Here is a 24,952-nt window from a genome sequence, read left to right on the forward strand (position 1 = left end):
TCGGTAGATAATGGAACACAGTTGGACAATTGTTGTCATAACTGGTTGGGCTTGGCGGTTGTCGTCAAGTGAAGCCGGAGGCAGCTAGATGCGCAGACCTGTGTCGGTGTTCTTAGTGCGGCCGGGGTTGCCGGACTTAGAACACGGGTCGTTTGGAAGATTCACGGGTTTGGTGAAGCTTCCAAACGAGGGTGAAGACCGCACTTTGGCTTCAGCCGGGCCCCACAGGCGGGGCGTATCTAGCTGCCGCAGGCGAGAACGCCAACGCACAACCACCACCAAGTCCAATCAGTTGTGACCAACTAAATTGTCGAAAAGATGTTGGGAAGCGGCGATTGGTAGCGCTTAGATACCTAAAAAATGCTATCATGTCAGTATGAGTTATCACTTGTTGTGAGGGGGCTTTATTTTGATTGATTCACGAGTTTTTAAATTTCCGGGTGTGAAACCGGCCGCGGTGATTGAGGCGGTACTGACGGTGATTCAAGCCATTATGATTATTATTCAGGCACAGTACTTGTCGGCCGCAATTGTTCAGCTCTGGAAACAACAGCCGATTGACACGATTGTCGAACCGTTGGCAGTGTTTGCGGTCGCCTTCTTGGCACGGCATTTGTTGACACTCTTAAAGGATTGGCTGATGTATCCGTTTGTCGAGCGAACGACCAAGAAATTGCGGAAGGATTTTATGGCCAAACTATTTGACCTGGGTCCTAGCGTAGTGGCTGAGAAGGGGACCGGGAACGTGGTCACCATGGGCCTGGAGGGTATCGATAAGATTCAAACCTACCTGATGATGATCATCGGGAAGGTACTGGACCTGTCGATTACGCCCTGGTTGGTGCTCATCTACATTGCCTTTATCCAGTGGAAAGAGGCGCTGTTCCTGCTGGCCATTTACCCGTTGATTATTATCTTTATGATTATCTTGGGACTCGCGGCGCAGGCCAAAGCCGACCGACAATACGCCGGTTACCAACGGCTATCCAATCACTTTGTGGATACGTTACGGGGACTGCCAACCTTGAAACAGCTGGGCTTGAACGAAAAGTATGCGGACAACGTTTATCAAGTCAGCGAAGATTACCGTAAGAAGACCATGGCGACCCTGACGATTGCCATGACCTCAACGTTTGCGTTGGACTTTTTCACGACGCTGTCGATTGCCATCATTGCCGTCTTCTTAGGCTTTGGTTTGATGAACAACTCGATTCAACTCCTGCCAGCACTGGTCATTTTGACCCTGGCACCGGACTACTTTGCCCCAATTCGGAACTTTGCCAACGACTATCACGCGACCCTGAACGGGAAAAATGCGTTGACGGCCGTGCTGGACATTTTACAACGCGAAACGCCGAGTGACCGGGAGCTCTTACCAGCCCGCGAGCCCGTGTGGACGGCCGACGATGACGTGCGCTTTGATCACGTGAACGTGGCCTATGGCAAGGATGCCGCGACGTTAAAGGACATCACGTTTGATGTGCATGGCTTTCAAAAGGTCGGCATCATTGGGGCCTCTGGTTCCGGGAAGTCGACGCTGATCAATACATTAGGCGGTTTTCTGAGCCCACAAGACGGGGAGATTCACGTTCGCGGAACGCAGGTGCCGCACCTCGACCAAAAAGCTTGGCAACGCAGCTTCGTTTACATTCCGCAGGCGCCGTACCTGTTTCATGCTAGCTTGCGGGACAACCTGGCCTTCTATGCACCGGATGCGAGCGAAGCGGCCGTCAATGCCGCTGCCGCCAAGGCTGGATTGACCGACTGGATTGCCTCCTTGCCAGCCGGCTTGGAGACCCAGATTGGTGAGGGGGCCCGGGGCGTCAGCGGGGGACAGGCCCAACGGATTGCGTTGGCGCGAGCCTTCCTGGATGATTCGCGGCGAGTGCTGTTATTTGACGAACCCACGGCGCACTTGGATATTGAAACCGAAGTAGAACTGAAACAAACCATGATGCCGGTCTTTGCGAACCATTTGGTATTCTTTGCGACGCACCGGCTCCATTGGATGAATGAAATGGATTATATTTTAGTGATGGACCACGGCGAAATCGTGGAGCAGGGAACGCCTGCCGAACTCCAGGAGCGAAACGGCGCCTACGTTCGGTTGCGGTCTGAAATGGAAGGAGCGACGACACGATGAAGGGATTTTTTGCGACGTTTAAACACGATCATTGGGTCATGCCGTACCTGCGACGCTATCGGAAACTGTTGGCGCTGGTGCTATTTCTGGGCTTCATGACCTTCTTCTGTGGGGGCGCGTTGATGTTTAACTCCGGCTATCTGATTAGTCGGGCGGCCACCCATCCGTACAACATTTTAATGATTTACGTACCCATCGTGCTCGCGCGGGCCTTTGGGATTGGCCGACCAGCCTTTCGTTATGCGGAACGCCTGACCAGTCACAACTGGGTGTTGCGAATCGTTTCAGACTTCCGGAAACGACTGTATCAGGCCGTGGAGAAGCAAGCGGTCGCTATTCGCCAGACGCACCAGACGGGGGATGTCCTCAGCATCTTGGCCGAAGACATCGACCACATTGAAAACCTTTATTTGCGGACGGTCTTTCCACTGGTCATTGGTTGGCTACTCTATCTGTTCGTGGTCATTGGGATTGGCTACTTCAACTGGGCATTTGGCCTGTTGATGCTGCTACTGCTGGGTGTGATCGTCATCTTCATGCCGCTGTTATCCGTGACGGTAAACGGTCGCCGGGAGTTCCAAGCACGTCAGGTGCAACGGAACTTTTATACCAAATTAACCGATTCCGTGCTGGGGTTGGGCGACTGGCTGATTTCTGGTCGGCGAACGGCCTTCCTAGCACAACAGGACCAACCTATCGATGAGATTGCCACGCTGCGGCGAGCCGACCACCATTTCCAGTGGTGGCGGAACTTTGCCATTCAGGTCGTCTTCGGGGCAGCGGTCGTGCTGATTGTGTGGTGGGCCGGACTGACATTTACCCACAATCAGGCTGAGGCCAACTGGGTCGCCGCCTTTGGGCTGGCGCTTTTCCCAACCGTCGAACCGTTCTCGAGCATGAGCCAAGGGGTCAGCGAGTGGCCGGTCTACAAGGATTCCATCGAACGGGTCAACCGCTTGGATGAAAATGAACCGGAACAGGCCCCACAGACCACGATCAGCGGCGAGCCAACCTTGAAGCTGGACCACGTGGCCTTTACGTATCCGGGTGCCGAGCGCCAAGTCATTGATGATCTGTCCCTAGAGCTCCATCCGGGTGAAAAATTGGCCTTGTTGGGTCCCAGTGGGACGGGGAAGAGCACGCTGCTCAAACTTATTTTGGGAGACGAAACGCCCGCAAGTGGTCAAGTAACCCTCAACGGCGTACCGATTGCCCAGTTACAACAGCAACGGGCGCAACTCTTTGGCGTGTTGGACCAGCAGCCGTATTTGTTTGACACGACCGTAATGAACAACGTGCGCTTGGGAAATTTAAATGCCACCGATGAGGATGTTCACGCGGCCGTCAAAGCCGTTGAACTGGATGATCTGATCGGTCGGTTGCCTCAAGGCTACGACACGGAAGTTCAGGAGGCCGGGAGTCGGTTCTCTGGCGGGGAACGCCAACGGTTGTCTTTGGCACGGATTCTCTTGCAAGATGCGCCTATCATCATTTTAGATGAGCCAACCGTTAGCCTGGACCCGATTACCGAGCAACACTTGTTGGACACGGTGTTTAGTGTGCTCCACGACAAGACGATTATCTGGGTCACGCACCATTTGGCCGGTATCAATCACGTCGATCAGGTCCGCTTCATTGAAAACGGCCGCTTCGACATGCAGGGAACACCAGCCGAGCTGTACCGCGACAATGCCCGTTTCAGAGCGTTGTACGATTTGGATCGTGGAAAATAAAATGGGTATACAAAAAGGGTCATCCTCACGTGGGGATGACCCTTTACTTATGCAATCGATTAATGATCACGCCGAAGGAGCATGGTCGTGAGCTTTTCGAGGTCGGCCTGGGCCTCGCCAGCGGGCAGCTGTTGAATCAGCTCCAGCGCCTTTTCCGTGTGAGCCAGGGCCAATTGCCGAGCGGCTTCGACACCGTGGTACTGGGCGACCAATGCCTGAACGGCCTGAATGTCCGCGACCGTCATGTCTTTTTTCTTACGCAATAGGTGGTGGAAGTCTCGTTTAGCCTGGGGAATCGCCAGAATCAGGGGCAAAGAGTACACGCCAGAGCGCAAGTCTTCCAGAACGGGCTTCTGCGTTTTGGCCGGGTCGCCCGCATAGTCCAGAATGTCGTCGAGCATCTGGTAGGCGCAACCAATGGCAATCCCAATCTCACGGGTAATCGCCACCACGCTGGCTGGTGCGCCAGAAAGTTTGGCACCGGTGTAGCAACTCAGCGCAAACAGCTCGGCGGTCTTGCCAGCGACTTCGTTGAGGTAGGCGTCAATCGTGATGTCCTCACGGTAATTGAGGTCCATTTGGTGAAGCTCCCCTTGCAGAATGCGGTGCATGGCGTCGATATGCTCCTGCACCATGTGCCGGTCGGCCGTGGCCTTTAGGACCTGATTAAAGTACACCGTGAACATGAAGTCGCCGGCGTAAATGGCGTTGCGTTGCCCATACTTCATCTGAATCGTGCGCACGCCACGCCGGGTCGGGGACTCGTCGATGACGTCGTCGTGAATCAGGGTGCCGACGTGCAGAATTTCTAGCGCTGCCGCGCCGGCCTGTAATTCCGCCGGTGTGCCCTGGTTCCCGAATTTAGAGAATAGGTAAAAGTATCCCGGACGCAACAGCTTGCCGCCAGATTTTAATAACGCTAATATTTTGCTGTGGATGGGTTGGTTATCCAGCTGAACCGCCCGGAAAAGGTAGTCCTGTAGCGCATCCAGTTGCGGTTCTACTTGTGGAAATTGCCGCCAAAGTTGTCGATCCATTTTGCACCTCGCTATGTATGTTACGTTAAAATTTATCTTACCGGCATGTGGAAACGTTGTCAAATAAAGGTTACTCTGTTGTTCGAATTTGTTAGGACGTTGGGTGGACTAGTCGGACCAGATTGCCGATAAATGGCGTGATATCGGGGATTGTTGTGGTGGACGGTGAGTGACGTAACGCTGGTGAAATCGTTGCGGGTAAAAACTAATTTGTGGGGCTGGGGTGGAGGGGCTAATCCATGTCTGTAGCGGTTGAACTCACCGCAGACATGGGCTATTATCAAATTGTGGCTAAACTAGTTGTTATCCGCGCCTCCGGGCTGGTGAAAATGGGCCGTGACGCTGTGGGCGCACGTCCGAAGCCTGGGGGGCGGTCTTCGGACTTACTTTGAGCCGAAAACCACGTCTCAAAGATAGCAGTTGCCTAAGCGGGGGACCCGCTAAGGCAACTCCCACGGCTGAGCCCATTTTCACCAGCCCTGCGGCTAACACTGGTTTAGCCCGTGAGAATTGTCGCTGGTTTGCGTGGTATCTAGGGGTGAAGGCCATGGCGCGTCCGTTCGGGTACCTTAGTCTCTCTGGGCGCACACAATCATTTTCTGTAGTAGATTGTCGCGTAACAAAATATTTAGCATACATAATTCTCGGCTTATTTGGCAGTTTCCAGTCAGCATTAAGTCGGAGACCAAATCAATAACATTGAACTTATAAAAAATTCAGGAGGAATCCGTATGACCGTCAGTACCTTTCTCGAACTCGTTGAAATCAAAGCCAAAATTGCCTCTGTTTGGCCATTTTTATTGGGTGTTATTTTTGTCCAGGCCAACTATCAGCACGTGAACTGGGGTGTTACCGGGTTATTCTTTGTGGCGATGCTGCTTTTTAATATGGCCGTGGATATCAATGATAATTATCAGGATTATACCAAGGCAGGCAATCAGGCTGCTGAGTGGAAGAAGCATACCAACATCATTGGGGTCCATCACCTGGCCGTTAACCGGATTTTTGCCTTGATGGCGAGCATGGCGGTTGTGGCGGGGGCCATTGGCCTGTATCTCGTCTGGGTGACCGGCTGGCCGTTATTGGTCATGGGCATCTTTTGTTTTCTTGTCGGCTACTTATACGCCGGTGGTCCGCGACCTTTATCTGGCACGCCCACGGGAGAGTTCTTTGCCGGATTTACCATGGGCTATATGATTATGCTAATCACAGTTTATTTAAACCTTTATCAAACGTCCGCCTTCACCGGGCAACTCATGGGGCGCGTTTTACTGGCATCGGGGATCGCCGTGATGGCCATTGCCGCGTTATTGCTGGCTAATAACATCTGTGACGCCGCCGAGGACCTGAGCCTGAACCGGAAGACAATTGTCTACTACCTGGGCAAGCAGGGGGCCTTATGGCTGTTTGCGAGCTTCTACGTCATCGGGTATCTGTCGCTGATTGTCAGCGTCGTCCTGGGTGACCTGCCCAAATGGTCGTTGCTGGCACTGATCAGCGTGCCGTTGATTGTGCGTAACGTTCGCGGTCTGTTTCGCGTTCAGGTGAAGAAGGAAACCTTTATCCTAGCCGTCCGCAGCTTAGGAATTCTAGCGCTGGTGACGGTCGTTTCTGAATTGCTCGGCCTGTGGTTGGGTTAAGCATTCCTAAATGTCTGATCAGGTTGGTGTTTTTTAAGCAGCAATCGGGTAGAATGAAAGAAATACTTTTTGGAGGTCAAAGACGATGAAAATTTTAGAAGATCGCATTCGACAGGACGGGACGGTTTTACCGGGCAACGTACTGAAGGTTGATAACTTTTTGAACCACCAAATTGATCCCCAATTGATGGACCAGATGGGGGCAGAATTTGCCAGCCATTTCAAAAACGCCGGCATTACCAAAGTCTTAACGGTCGAATCCTCTGGGATTGCGCCCGCCGTCATGGCAGGGCTACATTTACAGGTTCCCGTTATCTTTGCCCGCAAGCACAAGAGCCTGACGCTGCAGGACAATCTGTACACGGCCAAGGTCTACTCGTACACCAAGCAGGTCAACAACGATATTTCCATTGACCGTCGCTTCCTGTCACGCGAGGACCGGGTGCTGATCGTGGATGATTTCCTCGCAAACGGCCAGGCCGTTCAAGGTTTGTTTGATATTGCTGAAACGGCGGGAATCACGGTCGGCGGTGTCGGTGTTGTCATCGAGAAACGCTTCCAGAAGGGCCACCAAATGGTCGTTGACGCTGGCGTGCCATTGGTCGCACTGGCTAGTATTGCGTCCTTTGCGGATGGTCAGGTCATTTTTGCCCAGGATTAGGCGTCGCAAACTTGTTTAATCGCTTGGGAAACTTTAGAATAAAAAGTGAATGGTTTCAATTTTTAACACTGACGAAAAAATTAATTTTAGGTAGAAAGTAGGGAGTAAATTGGCGAACACGGTCTTATATCCTGGAGATACTGTTGGGGTGATTGGTAACAGCGCTAACGCGGCAATGTTGGTAACAACGGCCCGGAAAATGGGGTTGCGTGTCGGGGCGTACGGCGCTGACGAAACGAGTGAGGCACTACAATTAGCAGACTTCAAGGCAGTTGGCACCACGAAGGATCGCGACAAGCTCCAGCATTTTGCTGAGAGCTGTGCGGCCATCGTGTACGATTCGGACCGTGTGGACACGGATGTCATCAAGTTCTTGGCACAGTTCACCCGGGTTCCACAGGGGTCAGACATGCTGGAAATGATGCAGGATCGGTTGCTGGAACGGGCCTTCTTTGATCAGTTAAATGTGAACGTGGCCCCATACGCAACGATCATCAACTTGGACGACGTGTACCAATCCGTCAATTCCATTGGCTATCCTTGTGTCTTAAAGCCCATTCAAAAAGAATGGTCCCACGGTCGTGAGTTGGTCATCAAGACGCAAACGGATATTGCCAAAGCTGCTGGGTTACTCGATTGGGGAACCTACATTTTGGAATCCCAAATCGCGTATGACCGAGAATTCTCAATCATCGTTGCCCGTGACCAAGAGGGCAACCAACAGGCCTTTCCAATCACCGAAGTGCAGTCGGTCAATGACCGCGCTCAGAAGACCTGGGTCCCCACACAACTCGATGACGACGTGGCCAGTGAAATTCACCGGATTGCGGGGGAAGTCGGCAAGAACGTCAACTATGTTGGGGTCTTTGAAGTTTCCTTCTATCTCACCAGCAGTGGCGCAATTTACGTGAAGAAAATCGTTGCCGCACCTAGCGAGACGGGGTACGTCTTCGGGGATGCCGCTACAGTCGACGAGTTTGAACAACACATGCGCGCCGTTTGTGGCCTACCTTTGGCCCAACCAACGATCTTAACGCCAGCAGTGACGGCTAACTTTACGGCCAGTCAGTTGACGGCTATCCAGACGCAGTGGCAGATCAAGGCCAACTGGCACTTCACTTTCTACCATTTACGCAAACCCGCCGATGATGACGTGGTGGGGCACATTTCCGTGCAGGGGACGGCGGTTAAGCCGCTGCTCGACCAGTTGGACGACACCGCCATCTGGTCCACCCCAACCGACCCAGCAGTCGACTAGGGTTAACGGAAAACTGGCGCCTCCGGGAGAGTGAGAATGGGACCGGAACGCTGTGGGCGAACGCCCGGAGCCAAAGAGCGGTCTCCGCGCTTACTTTGAGCCACCCAGGTGTCTCAAAGATATCAATGTTCTAACTGGCAAGAAGCGCCGCTAAGAACATTCCCACGGCTAAGCCCATTCTCACTCTCCCTGCGGCTCATATCCAGTTAACCCAGTGACGGCCAGTAAGTTAGCATTGACTTGTGGGTGTCACTGGGTTGAGGAGAGGACAGCGGACGTGTCGCGGTTTTAATCCGCTGTCAGCCGTGAGGTCGGCGAAAATAAACTCAGCCGTGGGAATTCTCTTAACGGTTGATCCTGACCGTTTAGAGAATTGGCGACTTTGAGACTCGCATTTTGAGACTCAAAGCGAGCCTGAAGACCGTCCTTTGGCTTCAGGTGTCCGCCCACCGCGTTCCGGTTTATTTTCGCCGACCGGTAAGGCGCCAACAACGACAAATAAAAACAGTGACATTGCGCATCTGATCACCCGGCTGGCTGATTGGGTGCGTTTATTGGTGTGCCTGACTTTTTAACCGTAAAAATTATGATAGCGGTCCCCGAAAATTCTTTTGAAATATCGGGGAGACTTCCAGCAGAACGTATGTTTTTTTGGTATACTATTCAAGACTAATTACAGAGAGGACTGTGTTCACGGTGGCAGGAGAAGAATTGTTAACTGGCATGAACGATAAGCAAACGGAGGCCGTCCTTCAGACGGAGGGACCGCTGTTGGTATTGGCGGGTGCCGGTAGTGGGAAGACCCGGGTGTTAACGCACCGGGTCGCCTACCTGATTGAGCACAACAACGTGATGCCGTGGCGGATCTTGGCGATCACCTTTACGAACAAGGCCGCTAAGGAAATGCGCGAACGGGTCATTAAATTATTGGGGCCAGATGGCAACGATGTCTGGGTCTCCACGTTCCATGCCCTGTGTGTGCGGATTTTACGGCGAGATGCCGATAAACTGGGTTACAACCGGGCCTTTACGATTGCGGATCCCGGGGAACAACGGACGCTGATCAAGCGGGTTCTGCGGCAACAAAACTTAGACGTGAAGAAGTTTGACCCCCGTTCTGTGTTAGGGGCCATTTCAAACGCTAAGAACGCCTTACAAACACCAGCGATGATGCGTGAAGCCGCTGGGAATCCCTTTGAAACGACGGTGGCGACGGTCTACGAGAGCTACCAACGTGAGCTGCAGGCCAACCAAGCCATGGACTTTGATGACCTGATCATGTTGACCATCAAACTCTTCAATCAAGATAAAGAAGTCTTGGGTTACTACCAAGAAAAATTCAAGTACATTCACGTCGATGAATACCAAGATACCAACGACGCCCAGTACACGCTGGTCAACCTGTTGGCGAAAAAGTACGGTAACCTCTGTGTCGTTGGGGATGGGGACCAAAGTATCTATGGTTGGCGGGGTGCCAACATGGAAAACATTTTAAACTTTGAACATGATTACCCCGCTGCCCACGTGACGTTGCTGGAACAAAATTACCGGTCGACCAAGACCATCTTGAAGGCCGCCAACGATGTCATTCAACGCAACGTTAACCGGAAGAAGAAGGATCTCTGGACGGACAATCCGGAAGGGGAAAAGATCTCGTATTACCGGGGCCAAAATGAAAATGATGAGGCCCATTACGTGGTCGCTAAGATTCAAGAAGAACGCGAGCAACACAACCGCGGCTACGGCGATTTTGCCATCTTGTACCGGACCAACGCCCAATCCCGGGTGATTGAAGAAACCCTGGTCAAGACCAACATTCCGTACACCATGGTCGGGGGGCACAAGTTCTACGACCGTAAGGAAATTCGGGATGTCCTGGCCTACCTGACGTTGGTCGCTAATCCGGCTGACTCCATGAGTTTGGAACGGATCATCAATGAACCTAAGCGGGGCATTGGCGCAACGAGTGTCGAAAAGCTTCGGGACTTTGCGGAAATGAACGATTGGACCGAGTTAGAAGCCACACAAAACATTGCGTTGGCCACGAACCTGGGCGCCCGGATTCGCAATGCCATGGAGAAATTTGGGATGACGTTGAAGGCCGTGCAAGACAAGGCCGCCACCATGAGCGTTTCCGAAATCACCAATGAACTGTTGGACCAGACTGGTTATATGGCGGCCTTGAAAGCCGTTGCTGCCAAGAACCTGGAGGCGGAGACCCGGATCGAAAACATCCAAGAATTCTTATCCGTGACGCAGAAGTTTGATGATGATTGGGATAACGCCGATCATGATGAAACGGAAGAACGACTGGTCGAATTTCTGGCTGACTTGGCCTTGGTTTCCGCGCAAGACGACGTTGAAGAGGAACCCGCTGAGGTGACCTTGATGACGCTGCATGCGGCTAAGGGATTGGAATTCCCCGTCATCTTCCTGATGGGCTTGGAAGAGGGGATTTTCCCACTATCCCGGGCCATGCTGGAAGACGACGAGTTGGAAGAAGAACGGCGGTTGGCCTACGTGGGGATTACCCGGGCCCAAACCAAGCTGTACCTGACCAACGCCTACTCGCGGATGCTGTACGGTCGGCGTCAAACCAACCCGCAGTCCCGTTTCGTGACCGAAATTGATCCAGAGTTGCTGCACTTAGACTACAGCGAAACGCAATCCGGCTTGACCCCAAGTCGCCGTGACGTGCCATTTGCCCGGCGGACGGCCAGTGCGGTTGCCAAGCCATATACCGGCAAAACCGGCCGGGTCAGCGAACCAGCTGGCACCGGTGCCGGTGAAGTTAGCTGGGGCGTCGGCGATAAGGCCAGCCATAAGAAGTGGGGGATCGGGACCGTGGTTAAAGTCAACGGGACCGGTGAAGATGCCGAATTGGATATTGCCTTTCCAGAACAGGGTGTTAAGCGGCTATTAGCTGCCTTCGCCCCAATCAAGCGAGTCGAAAAATAAGTGTGACGTGGGAGGAATTTGATGACTGACAAACCCATTAAAACCTTAACGGCGGAGCAAGCCGCTGCCGAGGCAGCAGAGCTCCGGCCCCAATTACTTACCTGGGGCAAACAGTATTACAACGCGGATGCACCAACGGTCGAAGACGACGTGTACGATCGGGTTTATGCCCGGTTGGTCGCCTTGGAGACAGCCTTTCCAGAAATCGTGACACCGGAGTCACCCACGCAAAACGTGGGGGGCACCACCCGTGGCGACCTGCCTAAGGTGACCCATGAGATTCCCATGCTGTCGTTGGGGGACGTGTTCTCCATCGATGAGCTCAAGGAATTTGATGAACGTCTTCGCAGTAATGTTGACGAGGACTTTGACTATAATTGTGAATTAAAGATTGATGGTCTGGCCATTTCACTGCGGTATGAGAACGGTGAATTCGTGCAGGGGTCAACACGGGGCAACGGGCAGATTGGTGAGGACATTACGGCCAATTTGAAGACGATTCCGTCCATTCCCCAAACCCTGAGCCGGCCACTGACGATTGATGTTCGAGGCGAATGCTACATGCCTAAGGCGGCCTTTCTCGCGCTGAATGAGCGACGCGAGGCGGCCGGTCAGGCGCCATTTGCCAATCCCCGGAACGCGGCGGCCGGGAGCCTGCGCCAACAAAATACGCAGGTGACCGCCGACCGTAAGCTGGCGACCTTTATGTATAACATCGCCGACTACGAGCCGTTAAATACGCGGAGTCAGAGTGGCTTGCTGGATGAGCTGGCCGAACTCGGCTTTACCACGAATCCGGCCTACCAGGTTGCCCACAATATGGACGACGTGGCGACTTACATCGACCACTACCAGGGGCAACGGTCTGATCTGCCTTACGGAATCGATGGGATTGTGATCAAGGCCAACTCCTTACCGCTTCAACGAGAAATCGGGGCGACGGTCAAGGTGCCGCGGTGGGCGATTGCCTACAAATTCCCACCGGAAGAGGTTCAGACGACCGTCTTAGATATTGAGTGGACGGTCGGCCGGACGGGAATCGTGACGCCAACAGCGGTCATGACGCCCGTTGCCTTAGCTGGGAGCACGGTTGCGCGGGCCTCCCTGCACAACCCCGATTACCTGACGGCTAAGGACATTCGGTTGGGCGACACGGTCCTGTTGCACAAGGCCGGGGACATCATCCCCGAAATTTCTCAGTTTGTGGCCGCTAAACGTCCAGCGGATGCAGAACCCTATCCCATCCCGACGAACTGTCCGTCCTGTGGGGCGAAGTTGGTCCACCTGGATGAGGAAGTGGCGCTACGGTGTATCAATCCGCGGTGTCCGGCCCAATTGGCCGAGGGGATGAATCACTTCGCTTCTCGGAATGCCATGAACATTGCCGGATTAGGCCCACAGATTGTGGCGCAGCTGTTTGACCGTCAATTGGTCGACGATGTGGCCAGTCTTTACCGGCTGACGACCGACCAATTATTAACTTTAGATAAATTTGGGGAGAAGTCAGCCCAAAACCTCTTGACAGCGATTGATAATAGTCGCAATAATTCATTAGAACGTTTGCTATTTGGCTTAGGTATTCGGCACGTGGGGGCTAAAGCCGCGCGGTCGATTGCGGCTGAATTCGGTGATATTGGTAGCCTGATGGCGGCTGATAGTGAGACTATCTCTGCCATCGACACGGTTGGGGGCATCATCGCCGACAGCGTCGTGACCTATTTTGCCAGTGATCAGGTTCGTGAATTGATTGATGAACTCCGTGCGGTCGGCGTCAACCTGACGTATACCAGTGGGGCGGCAACGCCCGTGGATACGGAAGGCCAGTTTGCTGGTCAGCGTATCGTGTTGACCGGGAAGCTCCAGGAACTGAGCCGACCAGAAGCGACCGCCTGGCTCGAGCAACACGGGGCCACGGTCACGGGGAGCGTCTCCAAGAAGACGGATCTACTGATTGCGGGTGAAGCCGCCGGTAGCAAGCTCACCAAAGCCCAGTCGCTCAACGTTCCGGTCTGGAACGAAGCGCAACTACAGGCAGCGATGAACGAAACGAAATGATGACTTTAGGAGGAAACAAGTCGTGAAACGGTTACGAACCTTTATTGCGTTGGCCGCGGTGCCGTTATTTTTGGCCGCGTGTGGCAATTTAAGTAGTTCCAGTATGTCCGGAACTTCCGGCAGCAGTAAGTCCGGGGGAACCCAATTAACGGGACAAAGCAGCGATGGTGATTACGAAGGGGTCATTAAGAGTGGCCACTACCAAACGAGTAAATCGCGTGGAGTGACCAACAGTCAAGACTCTGGGAATACGTACAACCTGAAGAGCTTTGAAAATGGGATGCTGAACGTCTCGAAGAAAGTCTTCTCCACCAAGAAGTATGTTTTCCAAGAAGGCCAGCATCTGTCGGCATCTACCGTCCAGAACTGGTTGGACCGGAAATCTAAGTCGAATGCCACGGGGTTAAACCCTGCCAGCAACGGCTCAACATCGTCGACTGGCCGGAACCCCATCTACATTCAGGCCTTAGAAGAACAAGATTACATGACCCAGAAGAACAATAAACTGAGTCTGGGCGGGGTCACGATTGGAATCGCGGTCAACTCGGTGGATTACTACAAGAAGACTCAGTACGGCGCCACGTTTGAGACCAAGATCAGCAAGGCGGCTGGTGAAGCTTACGCTAAGAAGGCGGCCAACACCGTTCTCAAGCGGTTGCGGAAGAAGTCAGCCCTGAAGAATGTGCCAATCGTCATTGCCATTTATCGGCAAGCCTCGAACGATAGCTTGGTCGGGGGCGACTTCATTGCCTACTCGAACAACAAGGCGGGCGCCACGAGTGTCTACAGTTGGACGGCGTTAGGCGAAAAGAATTACGTCTTCCCGGTTGAGAGTGGCGAGAGCAGCCCGAACAGCAACGATGAAAGTTCCTTCTCGAACTTCAAGACGGAAGTTCAAAACTTCTTCCCGAACTTGAGTGGGGTCACCGCTCAGGCTCATTACAATGGGAAATCGCTGACGGGGATGCACGTTAACATTCAAACGCAGTTCTACAGCCAAACGGAAATCATTAGCTTCACGCAGTATCTCCAGACGGCGGCGCAAAAGTACCTGCCATCCGGCGTGCCGATTGACATTACGGTGTCATCGACGGACGGTGTGCAAAGCTTCTTGAACCGGACCACTGGCTCGAAGAAGTTCACGAGTCACGTCTTTAATAGTTATTAAAAAGTAGGAGTCGTTGTCCTGCTCACCACATGACGAGGTGAGGGGATAACGGCCCTTTTTTGTGAATTTAACGTGTTTGCGACCGGTCACGCGAAACTGGTGGCGTTTCCATGGAAGTTTTCTTGTCATAATCTTTGGCGTCCCACGGATATATGGTAGAATGTTAATGTATGTTTACCCTGGGAGTAGTCCGGGGTAAACGGTGAATTGCGGATAAATCAGAAAGAGGGATAATTGATGGCTAATCGAATTAATCGAGAACAAGTTCAACACGTTGCCGGCTTGGCAAAGCTTGAATTTACGGATGCCGAGTTGGACGCGTTTACGCCCCAACTAGACGACATTATCGGTATGTTTGAAACGCTGAGCGAAGTTGATACCGATGGTGTTGACGTGACCAGCAACGTTTCCGACCAAATCAACGTTATGCGTGAGGACGTCGCCGATAACTGGGGACAAAGTGAAGACCTGCTGCACAACGCACCAGACGCAGCTCGTGGCTTCATCAAGGTACCTGCCATCATCGATGAAAGCGAGGATAACGCGTAAATGAATTATTTTGACAAGGATCTCGCTAGTCTACACGCCGACCTGGTTGCCAAGAAGCTTAGCGCTAAGGAATTAACGCAAGCCACCTTCGACAACATCAAGGCAACCGACCCAAAGATCGATGCTTTCTTAAACTTAAACGAAGACGCTGCCTTAGACCAAGCAGCGAAAATTGATGCTGAGGGAATCAACGCCGACCAACCATTGGCCGGGATTCCCATGGGATTGAAGGACAATATCGTGACCAAGGGCTTGACCACGACGGCCGCATCCAAGATTTTGGCCAACTTCAAACCCGTCTATGACGCTACAGTCGCTGAAAAGCTGGCTGACGCACAGATGATCAACGTCGGGAAGACCAACCTGGATGAATTTGCCATGGGTGGGTCAACCGAAAACTCTGCCTTCAAGACGACCAAGAATGCTTGGGACCAAACCAAGGTTCCCGGTGGTTCTTCAGGTGGTTCTGCGGCCGCTGTTGCCTCAGGCCAAGTGCCCGTTACCTTAGGTTCAGATACCGGTGGTTCTATTCGCCAACCCGCTGCCTTCAACGGGATTGTAGGGATGAAGCCAACGTACGGCCGTGTTTCTCGTTGGGGCCTGATTGCCTTCGGGTCTAGCTTAGACCAAATTGGCCCAATGACGCGTGGTGTGAAGGATAACGCCACGGTTTTGAGTGCTATCGCGGGTCATGACGACCACGATTTAACCAGCTCAACGCAGGCGGTGCCTAACTTCGCTGCCGACCTGAATGACGCCACGAGCGTCAAGGGCATGCGGATTGGTTTGCCAAAGGAATTCTTGGCCGAAGGGGTCAACGAAGACGTGAAGGCTGCCATCTTGGCTGCCGCTGACACCTACCGTAAGTTAGGTGCCACGGTCGATGAAGTTTCCTTACCACATAACAAATATGGGGTAGCGGCTTACTACATCATCGCTTCCTCCGAAGCTTCTTCTAACCTGCAACGGTTCGATGGGATTCGTTACGGTTACCGGGCTGACGACGTGAAGAACTTGGAAGACGTCTACGTGAAGTCTCGTTCCGAAGGATTTGGCGAAGAAGTTAAGCGTCGAATCATGTTAGGGACGTTCTCCTTATCCGCTGGATTCTACGACGCCTACTTTATCAAGGCGGCCAAGGTCCGGACGGTCATTATCAATGACTTTAAAGCGGTCTTGAAAGACCACGACTTTATCATGGGTCCCGTTGCACCAACCACGGCCTTCGGTATCGGTGATGAAATCAAAGATCCAATCACGATGTACATGAACGATGTCTTGACGATTCCCGTCAACTTAGCCGGGCTCCCAGGACTGTCCTTGCCTGCTGGCTTCAGCAACAACTTGCCAGTCGGAATGCAACTCATCGGTCGGCCATTTGACGAAAGCACGCTTTACAAAGCGGGTTACGCCTTCGAACAAAACACTGACTTTCATTTACAAGTACCCACGTTAGGAGGCCAAAACTAATGAACTTTGAAACAACGATTGGACTGGAAGTCCACATTGAGTTAAAGACCCATTCAAAGATCTTTAGCCCGTCACCAGTTGCCTACGGGGCCGACCCTAACGCCAACACCAACGTCATCGACTGGGGTTACCCAGGGGTCCTGCCAACCACCAACAAGGGCGTCGTTGCCGACGGTATCATTGCCGCCTTAGCCTTACACGCCACGGTGGAACAACACACCCACTTTGACCGGAAGAACTACTTCTACCCTGATAACCCGAAAGCTTACCAAATCACGCAATCCGACAAGCCTATCGGCCATGATGGCTGGGTGGAAGTCGACGTTGATGGTGTGAAGAAGAAAATCGGAATCTCTGAAATGCATATTGAAGAAGATGCCGGGAAGAACACCCATGAACGGGACCACTCCTACGTCGATTTAAACCGGCAAGGGACACCGCTGATTGAAATCGTGTCGAAGCCAGACATCGCTTCTCCAGCCGAAGCCTACGCTTACCTGGAAGCCTTGCGCCAACGCATCCAATTCACTGGGATTTCCGATGTGAAGATGGAAGAAGGTTCCATGCGGGTCGACGTTAACATCTCCGTGCGGCCAGTGGGTCAGGAGAAGTTCGGGACCAAGACGGAATTGAAGAACTTGAACTCGTTCAACTACGTGCAACGTGGGTTGGAATACGAAGAAAAGCGGCAACAACAAGTCTTGATGTCCGGCGGCGCTGTGCAACAAGAAACGCGGCGGTTCGACGAAAAGACTGGCGAAACCATTCTGATGCGGGTCAAGGCCGGCTCAGATGATTACCGGTACTTCCCAGAACCAGATTTACCAGCCCTGAACATCAGTGATGACTGGATCAAGGAACTCGACGCTGCCATGCCAGAAATGCCAACGAAGCGGCGTGAACGTTACGTCAACGAGTTAGGTTTGACGGACTACGACGCCATGGTTATCACTCAGACCAAGGAAATGTCTGACTTCTTTGACGCCACGGTTGCCTTAAAGGCTGACCCCAAGATGGCCGCTAACTACCTGCAAGGGGACGTTAACGCCTACCTGAACGAGAAGCAAGTCGATTTGCAAGCCACTAAGCTGACCCCAGCCAACCTGGCCGGTATGATCAACTTGATTTCTGACGGCACCATTTCCAGCAAGATGGCCAAGAAGGTCTTCAAGGCCATCACGGATGGTGAAGAACCTAAGGCTTACGTGGAAGCTCACGGTCTGGTTCAACTGTCAGATCCAGCGAAGTTACAACCCATCATTGACGATGTTTTGTCGGCTAATCCACAATCCATCGAAGACTTTAACAACGGGAAGAAACGGGCCGTTGGTTTCTTAGTCGGTCAAATCATGAAACAAACTCATGGTCAAGCCAACCCACAAGTTGTTAACAAATTGTTGATGACGGCATTACAGCAATAGAACATTGGAGGCACATCATGCGTAAACGGGCACGGGTCATTTATAATCCGACTTCAGGACGCGAGGCGTTGAAGAAAGACCTAATCGATATTTTAGCGGTGTTTGAGCAGGCAGGGTATGAAACCAGTGCCTACGCCACGACACCCGCACCAAATTCAGCACGCGATGAGGCGACCCGGGCAGCTAAAGCCGGGTTCGAACTCGTCGTGGCAGCCGGGGGCGACGGGACCATCAACCAAGTCGTCAACGGTTTGGCTGGCTTACCTCATCGTCCGAAGATGGCCATTATTCCTGCCGGTACCACGAATGATTATGCCCGGGCGTTACACATCCCACGGGAAGATCCGTTGGCGGCGGCGAAGGTCGTGCTGAAGGACCAAACTATTAAGATGGACATTGGTCAGGCCAGTGATACCTACTTCATTAATATTGCGGGTGGGGGGCTCCTGACCGAGCTGACCTACGACGTACCATCTAACCTGAAGTCCATCTTCGGTTACCTGGCCTACCTGATGAAGGGGGCAGAACTTTTGCCCCGCATCAAGCCAATCGAGATGGATCTGACCTATGATGGCGGTCATTTCCGGGGGAAGGCATCCATGTTTCTCCTCGCGCTGACCAACTCCATTGGCGGGTTCGAGCAGATTGTGCCCGACGCGGCGTTGGATGATGGTAAATTTACCATGATCATCGTGAAGACGGCCAGCATGCCGGAAATTTTGCGGTTGATGGGCTTAGTCTTAAACGGGGGTAAGCATATCAACGATCCCCACATCATTTACGAGAAGACCAGTAAGGTGATTGCCCGGCCCGTTGAAGACCGGATGATGATCAACCTGGACGGTGAGTATGGTGGGGATGCACCAATGAAGTTCCGCAACCTGCGGCAACACATTGAAATGTATGCCAATCTGGATGATATTCCGGATTCGGCGGTCACTAGTGAATCTCCCGAGTTGCTAGAGGCGGAGCAAAACTTCGTCAAGCAGGTCGAGAGTTTGCCGGAAGACCAAGACACTGATGTCTAGAGAGTAACTGGGAGGGATTTTGCGCGACGAATGAGCAGCAAAATCCCTTTCTCATTAAGGAAATTGAGGTTAATATGAAAACAAAAGCACCAGTAAGTAAAAACGAACGACTTGACGTGACTATCGCCGACCTGACTTATCAGGGGATGGGCGTGGCTAAGGTCGACGACTTCCCACTGTTCATCGAAAACGCCTTACCTGGCGAAGAGATCACCATCCAAGTGACCAAGGTTCAGAGCCATTACGGCTTTGCCCGGGCCATCTCTTGGCAAACGGAATCCGCTGACCGGGTCAAGGACGTGGACAAGACCTACCGGCAAACCGGTATCGCCCCATTACAACACTTGGCTTACCCAGCTCAACTGACCTTCAAGCAACACCAAATCAAAGAACTCTTCAGTAAGGCTCACCAAGACGTTGACGTTGCTGAGACACTGGGCATGGCTAACCCCACCCAGTACCGGAACAAGGCGCAAGTCCCTGTTCGCATGATCAAGGGCCAGTTGGAAACCGGTTTCTACCGCCAACACAGCCATGAGCTGATTCCGTTGACGGACTTCTACATTCAAGACCCCGCCATCGACGACGCCATCGTGAAGGTTCGCGACCTCCTGCGTCAATTTGAAATTCCTGCTTACAACGAAATCAGTGACAAGGGTGTTATCCGGAACATCATGGTCCGTCGCGGCTACTACAGCCATGAGATGATGATTGTGCTGATCAGCCGTCAACAAAAGCTGCCTAGCCAGGACCAACTGGTTGACCAAATTCACAAGGCCTTGCCTGAAGTTACCAGCATCGTCTTGAACGTGAACGCCAAGAAGACCAACGTCATCATGGGGAACGTGACCCGGACGTTGTACGGCAAGCCAACCATCGAAGACACTTTGATGGGCTTAACCTTCGCCATTTCTGCGCGGTCGTTCTACCAAGTGAACCCACAACAGACTGAAAAGCTGTACCAAATGGCCATCGATAAAGCTGGCTTGACCGGTACCGAGACCGTCATCGATGCTTACTGTGGTATCGGGACGATTTCGCTGGCATTGGCTAAGCACGCCAAGCAAGTCTACGGGGTCGACATTGTGCCCGAAGCCATTGAAGACGCTAAGGTCAACGCGCAAAAGAACCATTTGACCAACGTGGACTTCTTCGTGGATAAGGCTGAAGACCAAATGATTCAATGGCAAGCTTCCGGCATCAAGCCTGACGTTGTCGTGGTTGATCCCCCACGTAAGGGCCTGGCTGAAACCTTGATTGCCTCCACTGCCAAGATGGGTCCTAAGAAGATCGTTTACGTCAGCTGTAACCCAGCAACGCTGGTGCGTGACGTGGCCCGGTTCCAAGAACTCGGTTATGAAATTGACGGGCCAATTCAACCCGTTGACCAATTCCCACAAACCCCACACGTTGAATCTGTGACCGTGCTGGTTAAGAAGTAAGTTTTTGACTGACATCCGCTAGCTTAATTGCTGGGGGATGTTTTTTGTACCCACCTATTTGAGGGAGAGCCGATTGCCTGGTGAATAATTAGGGACACCCATGACTCCAGGCGGTCATTTAAGACGGCTATTAACCGTTTTGGGGACTGTCTTTTGCTTGACTGGGTATTTAGACCAGTTAGGGAAATGACCGCTATTTTGGCGATTTTTTGCAAGGAAAAGTCAAGAAGACTAGGCAAAATGAACAAATGTAATAATATGAAATTGACTATTGTAAAAATAAGTCAGACGCGTAAAATGAATCCTGATTGAGTCACGTCATGATAGGTATATGGCATTGAGAAAGTTGGGGGAAAAGATGTTTCAAGATATTAGTCCCAAGGTTTTTGGCAATCACTATGAGCAACGGCGCGCGCCCCGGGATAGCGATTACGTTGTGATTTATGACAATCGGCAAGTCGTGCTCGTTCAAGAGCAGCGGCTACCAAACTATCGTGAGGTCGTCAGCCAATGGCAGCTTTCGCCATTGCAGATGACCTATTTGTTTAGCGTCGATGAGACAGGGTTCTACCTGGTTAGTCAGCGGGTTGTTACGACGGCCGCGTACCAGTATCAGCCCGTTGCTAGTTTTCAAAATTTTGAACCGGCCTGGTTGGGCTTTGCTGGTGCGACGGCCGCGCATCTAGCTTGGTGGTACGAAACCAATCGCTTCTGTGGGCGCTGTGGACACGCCATGCAACCAGACGAGCATCAACGGGCGCTGACCTGTTCGCACTGTGGCTACCAGATTTTTCCGCGGATTTCGCCAGTGGTGGTTGTGGGTGTGACCAAGGGTGATCAGATTCTACTGACCAAGTATGTGGCTGGGTATAAGCCCTACACCTTGATTTCCGGTTTTGCTGAAATTGGTGAGACGTTGGAGGATGCCGTTCGCCGCGAGGTTCAAGAAGAGGTCGGATTGCACGTCCACAATCTGCGTTACTTTGGCAGTCAGCCGTGGGCGTTTTCCGAGTCGCTACTGGTCGGCTTCTTTGCCGAACTTGATGAAGATGTGGCCATTGATCTGGAGCGCGATGAGTTGGCCCGGGCCCAGTGGTTCCGTCGTGATGAGATGCCGACGGATGGGGCCAAGTTCATCTTGGCCTGGGAGATGCGCCAAGCCTTCCGTGATGGTCGCATGTAATCATTTAATACAGACGAAAAACAGCCCTGGCAAGTAAGCCGGGGCTGTTTTAACGAAACCGTTACTTAGATAAGTTGTCCAATTGGGCCCTTAATTGTTGCTGGGCGAAAGTTAAGACGGCTTTTTGACGTTCGGGGGACAACTGTGAGAAGATGGCTTCAAAACAGACATCTTTTTCTAACAGGTCATCACCATAACGGGGATCAATTGCGGATTTATGTACGCCTAATGCATCCGCCAGTCGCTGCACATTGCCAGGGCTGGGGGTAGAACGTTGGGCAAAGTAGCCCGAAAGCGTCGAGGTCGGAATGTCCGTTTTTTCTGCCAATTCGGCCTGGGTCATGTCCCGACTAGCTGCTTTGAGGTTTTGGGCAATAATCCGCCGAATATTGCGTTCAAATGGAGATAATTCATGGCGGGGCACTACGTTCACTCCTTTGAAATTAATACTGAGGTAAAAATATACTTATTATCGTCATTATAACGAATTGTGACTAGACAAGCAAACAAGAAACTCCTATCAATCAATAATTGACAAAACGAATAAACTCGTTTAATATGTGGAAGTGATTGTAAGGAGGATTCCGTGATGGATAAGCTGCAAATTACACTAGAGGCTGCACGCCACAATGCGGGATATTCACAAAAAGAGGCGGCGGCCTGTCTAGGTATCCATTACCAAACGTTGGCTGCTTGGGAACGAGATAGCTCAAACTTGGGAATTAAAACCATTGAACGTTTGTCCCAACTTTACCAGATTCCAAAAAACTATCTGTTCTTTGGCAAGAAGGCTGAATTTATTCAAACAATCCGACAACGTGCGGCCAAAGGATAAGTTAAGGGTCATTTATTCAGGGGGGAGTCACCGGGCTGATCCGGTCAATCAAACAGGCTTAATTAATTATCGCGAGGGATAACCCTGGCGATTTTTTTGCGGTAGTAAACTTTTTTGGTGGCTGATGATTGATGACCAAATATTATTGCGTAGGGTTATCCTCCTTTCACAATGGGTGAAGATGATGTGCCTGACAGGGATGAACAATGTGATCACCAACTTAATGCTAGAACAAATGAGTGACTGATTAACTTGGTGTTGAAGTGATAATAGCTGATTTATGCGGGGAAAGCTACTTTAATGCCTAGGTGCCGTAAACTGGTCGTCCATGAACCATTTATCCCAATGATTATTGACAAACAAAGGTACCGTCGCTAGACTAAGGAAGTTAGGGGCGCTGTCCACTTTTTAGAATGTGGTGGAAAGTGCACGCAATTTGGCTACAGGATAGCCAGTAGGGGATGGATCAGATGAGAAAGAGTCTTTTGGGATTGTTAGTTTTCGGTGGGTTGATTGGGGGTGGCTTGGTGCCACAGACGGCATATGCCGCCAAGAGTCATCCAATGCTGTGGATGCATGCGCGAGCGGCTAGCTCATTTCATTTTCGCAAGTCGGGGTACAAACATTACGCGTACACCTTACATAAAGTTAAACATAACCGTTACCGTTTGAAGCGGGCGTATCGTTTAGGAACCATGAAGAACAAGGTAGTTCATCAGGTTAAAGCTATCTCATTAGGAGGCTTGCGGTATGAATACGACTATGTAACCTATAAGGGCAAAGGTGTCTGGGTCTGTGAAAAATATTTAACCGGATTTCGAACGAAGAAACGGACGAAGAGTGGTTCCGAAATCAACAGTCAGGTAACGACACCAACAACGTCTTCAACCACAACGACAATGCCATCAACGACGACCAAATCAGCCAAATCAACCACGGCCACCACGACCGCCGGGAGTAAGACGACGTCAACTGCTACCACCAACGCTAAACTCTACATCAAGGACATCAAGCATCTGTCCTGGCAAGATTGGCTGAGCCTGCCAGATCTAAAGGGCGAGGTCAACGGCTTAACGTTCTATTACGTCGATGACGTGCCTTACGATGAAGACGGTTTCCCTTACGTCACGCAGAGCCTGTTCTCAGTGCCCATGCAGGTCCGCATTATGAAGAATTCCTTCACACCAGCGGCCTACAAGGCCATTACGGATAAGTGGGATACCTACTATGTTAGTGAGAAGCATGCGTTGTTCTGTCCCACCAACACCGAGGTTGGTCAGAAGATTCGGGACAACATGCCAGACTAGTTAGACGTTCCCGGAGAGAAATAGACGGCTAACTGTTAAGAAATTTCCGCAACAACTTCTAAATTTAACCAGAAATCGACTGGATTTTTAATCCGGCCGATTTTTTTGAAAAAATTTTTTCTAACAAAATGAGGGGCTTTAACGTCCGTCCCATGAACTAATTAATTTCACAAGTAAAAATGAAAACGTTATCAGGACGGGCTTCAATTAAGTAAAACGGTAAACCTGGAAAGTGAAACTTTTATTGCCTGATTATGCACAAAGGTGCGCGCTTTTGAACAGCGGTTCAATTCAGGGGTTTACAAATGTGCAGTAATTAGGTATGCTGTTGATGATAAATGAAAGGGGTTTCATATAATGACATTAACGAAAGCACAATTAGCAAAATACATTGACCACACTAACTTAAAGGCAGATGCAACTAAAGACAGCATCAAAGAAACTTGTGACGAAGCTAAGCAATTTGACACGGCTTCCGTCTGCGTAAACTCTTACTGGATTCCGTTCGTTGCTGAGCAATTGAAGGACAGCGACGTTAACCCAATCGCCGTTGTTGGCTTCCCACTCGGTGCCATGGCAACTGATAGCGAAGTCTTCGAAGCCCAAAAGGCTATCGACGACGGTGCTGAAGAAATCGACATGGTCATCAATATTGGTGAATTAAAGTCTGGTAACAATGATGTTGTTGAAGCTGACATCAAGTCATTGGCTGACGCTGTTCACGCCAAGGGTAAGATCTTGAAAGTTATCTTGGAAACCTGCCTGTTATCCAAAGACGAAATCGTTCTTGGTTGCAAGTTAAGCGAAAAGGCCGGCGCAGACTTCGTGAAGACCTCAACTGGTTTCTCAACTGCCGGTGCCAAGGTTGAAGACGTTAAATTGATGCGCGAAACTGTTGGCGACCGCTTAGGCGTTAAGGCTTCTGGTGGTGTTCACAGCTGGGACGAAGCCGTTGAAATGATCGATGCCGGTGCTAGCCGTTTAGGTGTCAGTGCCACGGTTGCTATCCTGACTGGTGCACCAGCCGAAAAGTCCGGTTACTAGAATTTAATTTGTGAAAGCGG

The 24,952-nt window shown here is 51.6% G+C and carries 19 protein-coding genes; 17 read left to right on the forward strand and 2 right to left on the reverse strand.

Annotated features, from left to right (window positions below):
* Positions 1-409: 409 nt before the first annotated feature.
* Positions 410-2,143 carry a thiol reductant ABC exporter subunit CydD gene (cydD, locus tag JUF22_RS11235; RefSeq protein ID WP_203646284.1) on the forward strand — a complete coding sequence of 578 codons (1,734 nt, stop codon included), beginning with the start codon at positions 410-412 and terminating at the stop codon, positions 2,141-2,143.
* Positions 2,140-3,876 carry a thiol reductant ABC exporter subunit CydC gene (gene cydC, locus JUF22_RS11240; RefSeq protein WP_203646286.1) on the forward strand — a complete coding sequence of 579 codons (1,737 nt, stop codon included), beginning with the start codon at positions 2,140-2,142 and terminating at the stop codon, positions 3,874-3,876. Before cydD ends, cydC begins: the two co-directional genes overlap by 4 nt.
* A gap of 59 nt (positions 3,877-3,935) precedes the next feature.
* On the opposite strand, the gene JUF22_RS11245 is transcribed toward cydC, so the two are convergent.
* Positions 3,936-4,913, reverse strand: coding sequence for a polyprenyl synthetase family protein (locus JUF22_RS11245; RefSeq protein WP_203646288.1), 978 nt, complete (start codon positions 4,911-4,913; stop codon positions 3,936-3,938).
* Between the two features lie 731 nt (positions 4,914-5,644).
* On the opposite strand from JUF22_RS11245, the gene JUF22_RS11250 reads away from it, so the two are divergent.
* From JUF22_RS11250 to nudC, 12 genes are all read left to right on the forward strand, one after another.
* Positions 5,645-6,553: a 1,4-dihydroxy-2-naphthoate polyprenyltransferase gene (locus tag JUF22_RS11250; RefSeq protein WP_203646290.1), complete on the forward strand. Its 909-nt coding sequence runs from the start codon at positions 5,645-5,647 to the stop codon at positions 6,551-6,553.
* A gap of 85 nt (positions 6,554-6,638) precedes the next feature.
* Positions 6,639-7,214, forward strand: coding sequence for a xanthine phosphoribosyltransferase (locus JUF22_RS11255; protein WP_203646292.1), 576 nt, complete (start codon positions 6,639-6,641; stop codon positions 7,212-7,214).
* A gap of 109 nt (positions 7,215-7,323) precedes the next feature.
* On the forward strand, positions 7,324-8,472 hold the full coding sequence (locus JUF22_RS11260) for an ATP-grasp domain-containing protein (RefSeq protein WP_203646293.1): 1,149 nt from the start codon (positions 7,324-7,326) through the stop codon (positions 8,470-8,472).
* A gap of 696 nt (positions 8,473-9,168) precedes the next feature.
* Positions 9,169-11,430: a DNA helicase PcrA gene (pcrA, locus tag JUF22_RS11265; RefSeq protein WP_203646295.1), complete on the forward strand. Its 2,262-nt coding sequence runs from the start codon at positions 9,169-9,171 to the stop codon at positions 11,428-11,430.
* Positions 11,431-11,451: 21 nt separating this feature from the next.
* Positions 11,452-13,485, forward strand: coding sequence for an NAD-dependent DNA ligase LigA (gene ligA, locus JUF22_RS11270; protein WP_203646296.1), 2,034 nt, complete (start codon positions 11,452-11,454; stop codon positions 13,483-13,485).
* Positions 13,486-13,507: 22 nt separating this feature from the next.
* Complete coding sequence (locus JUF22_RS11275) at positions 13,508-14,653, forward strand: CamS family sex pheromone protein (RefSeq protein WP_203646298.1); 1,146 nt, start codon at positions 13,508-13,510, stop codon at positions 14,651-14,653.
* A gap of 237 nt (positions 14,654-14,890) precedes the next feature.
* On the forward strand, positions 14,891-15,202 hold the full coding sequence (gene gatC, locus JUF22_RS11280) for an Asp-tRNA(Asn)/Glu-tRNA(Gln) amidotransferase subunit GatC (RefSeq protein WP_125765118.1): 312 nt from the start codon (positions 14,891-14,893) through the stop codon (positions 15,200-15,202).
* On the forward strand, positions 15,203-16,672 hold the full coding sequence (gene gatA, locus JUF22_RS11285) for an Asp-tRNA(Asn)/Glu-tRNA(Gln) amidotransferase subunit GatA (RefSeq protein ID WP_203646301.1): 1,470 nt from the start codon (positions 15,203-15,205) through the stop codon (positions 16,670-16,672).
* On the forward strand, positions 16,672-18,093 hold the full coding sequence (gene gatB / locus JUF22_RS11290) for an Asp-tRNA(Asn)/Glu-tRNA(Gln) amidotransferase subunit GatB (RefSeq protein ID WP_125765116.1): 1,422 nt from the start codon (positions 16,672-16,674) through the stop codon (positions 18,091-18,093). Before gatA ends, gatB begins: the two co-directional genes overlap by 1 nt.
* Before the next feature lie 17 nt (positions 18,094-18,110).
* Positions 18,111-19,121: a diacylglycerol kinase gene (locus JUF22_RS11295; RefSeq protein ID WP_203646303.1), complete on the forward strand. Its 1,011-nt coding sequence runs from the start codon at positions 18,111-18,113 to the stop codon at positions 19,119-19,121.
* A gap of 74 nt (positions 19,122-19,195) precedes the next feature.
* Entirely contained in the window at positions 19,196-20,563 is a 1,368-nt protein-coding gene (gene rlmD, locus JUF22_RS11300) for a 23S rRNA (uracil(1939)-C(5))-methyltransferase RlmD (protein ID WP_203646305.1), read from the forward strand.
* 331 nt (positions 20,564-20,894) lie between these two features.
* A complete protein-coding gene (gene nudC, locus JUF22_RS11305; RefSeq protein ID WP_203646307.1) occupies positions 20,895-21,746 on the forward strand; it encodes an NAD(+) diphosphatase in 852 nt (283 codons plus the stop codon).
* Between the two features lie 61 nt (positions 21,747-21,807).
* Here the strand turns inward: nudC and JUF22_RS11310 are convergent, their stop codons facing one another.
* Complete coding sequence (locus tag JUF22_RS11310; RefSeq protein ID WP_203646309.1) at positions 21,808-22,170, reverse strand: helix-turn-helix domain-containing protein; 363 nt, start codon at positions 22,168-22,170, stop codon at positions 21,808-21,810.
* Between the two features lie 165 nt (positions 22,171-22,335).
* Here JUF22_RS11310 and JUF22_RS11315 point away from each other — a divergent pair, with 165 nt between their 5' ends.
* The 3 genes from JUF22_RS11315 to deoC all read left to right on the forward strand — a co-directional run bounded on the left by JUF22_RS11315 (position 22,336) and on the right by deoC (position 24,932).
* Positions 22,336-22,581: a helix-turn-helix transcriptional regulator gene (locus JUF22_RS11315; RefSeq protein ID WP_125765111.1), complete on the forward strand. Its 246-nt coding sequence runs from the start codon at positions 22,336-22,338 to the stop codon at positions 22,579-22,581.
* Between the two features lie 470 nt (positions 22,582-23,051).
* Complete coding sequence (locus tag JUF22_RS11320; protein WP_203646311.1) at positions 23,052-23,888, forward strand: hypothetical protein; 837 nt, start codon at positions 23,052-23,054, stop codon at positions 23,886-23,888.
* A gap of 357 nt (positions 23,889-24,245) precedes the next feature.
* On the forward strand, positions 24,246-24,932 hold the full coding sequence (gene deoC, locus JUF22_RS11325; protein WP_203646313.1) for a deoxyribose-phosphate aldolase: 687 nt from the start codon (positions 24,246-24,248) through the stop codon (positions 24,930-24,932).
* The last annotated feature ends 20 nt before the right edge of the window (positions 24,933-24,952 follow it).

It is taken from the genome of Levilactobacillus lanxiensis, assembly GCF_016861655.1.
Lineage (GTDB): Bacteria > Bacillota > Bacilli > Lactobacillales > Lactobacillaceae > Levilactobacillus > Levilactobacillus lanxiensis.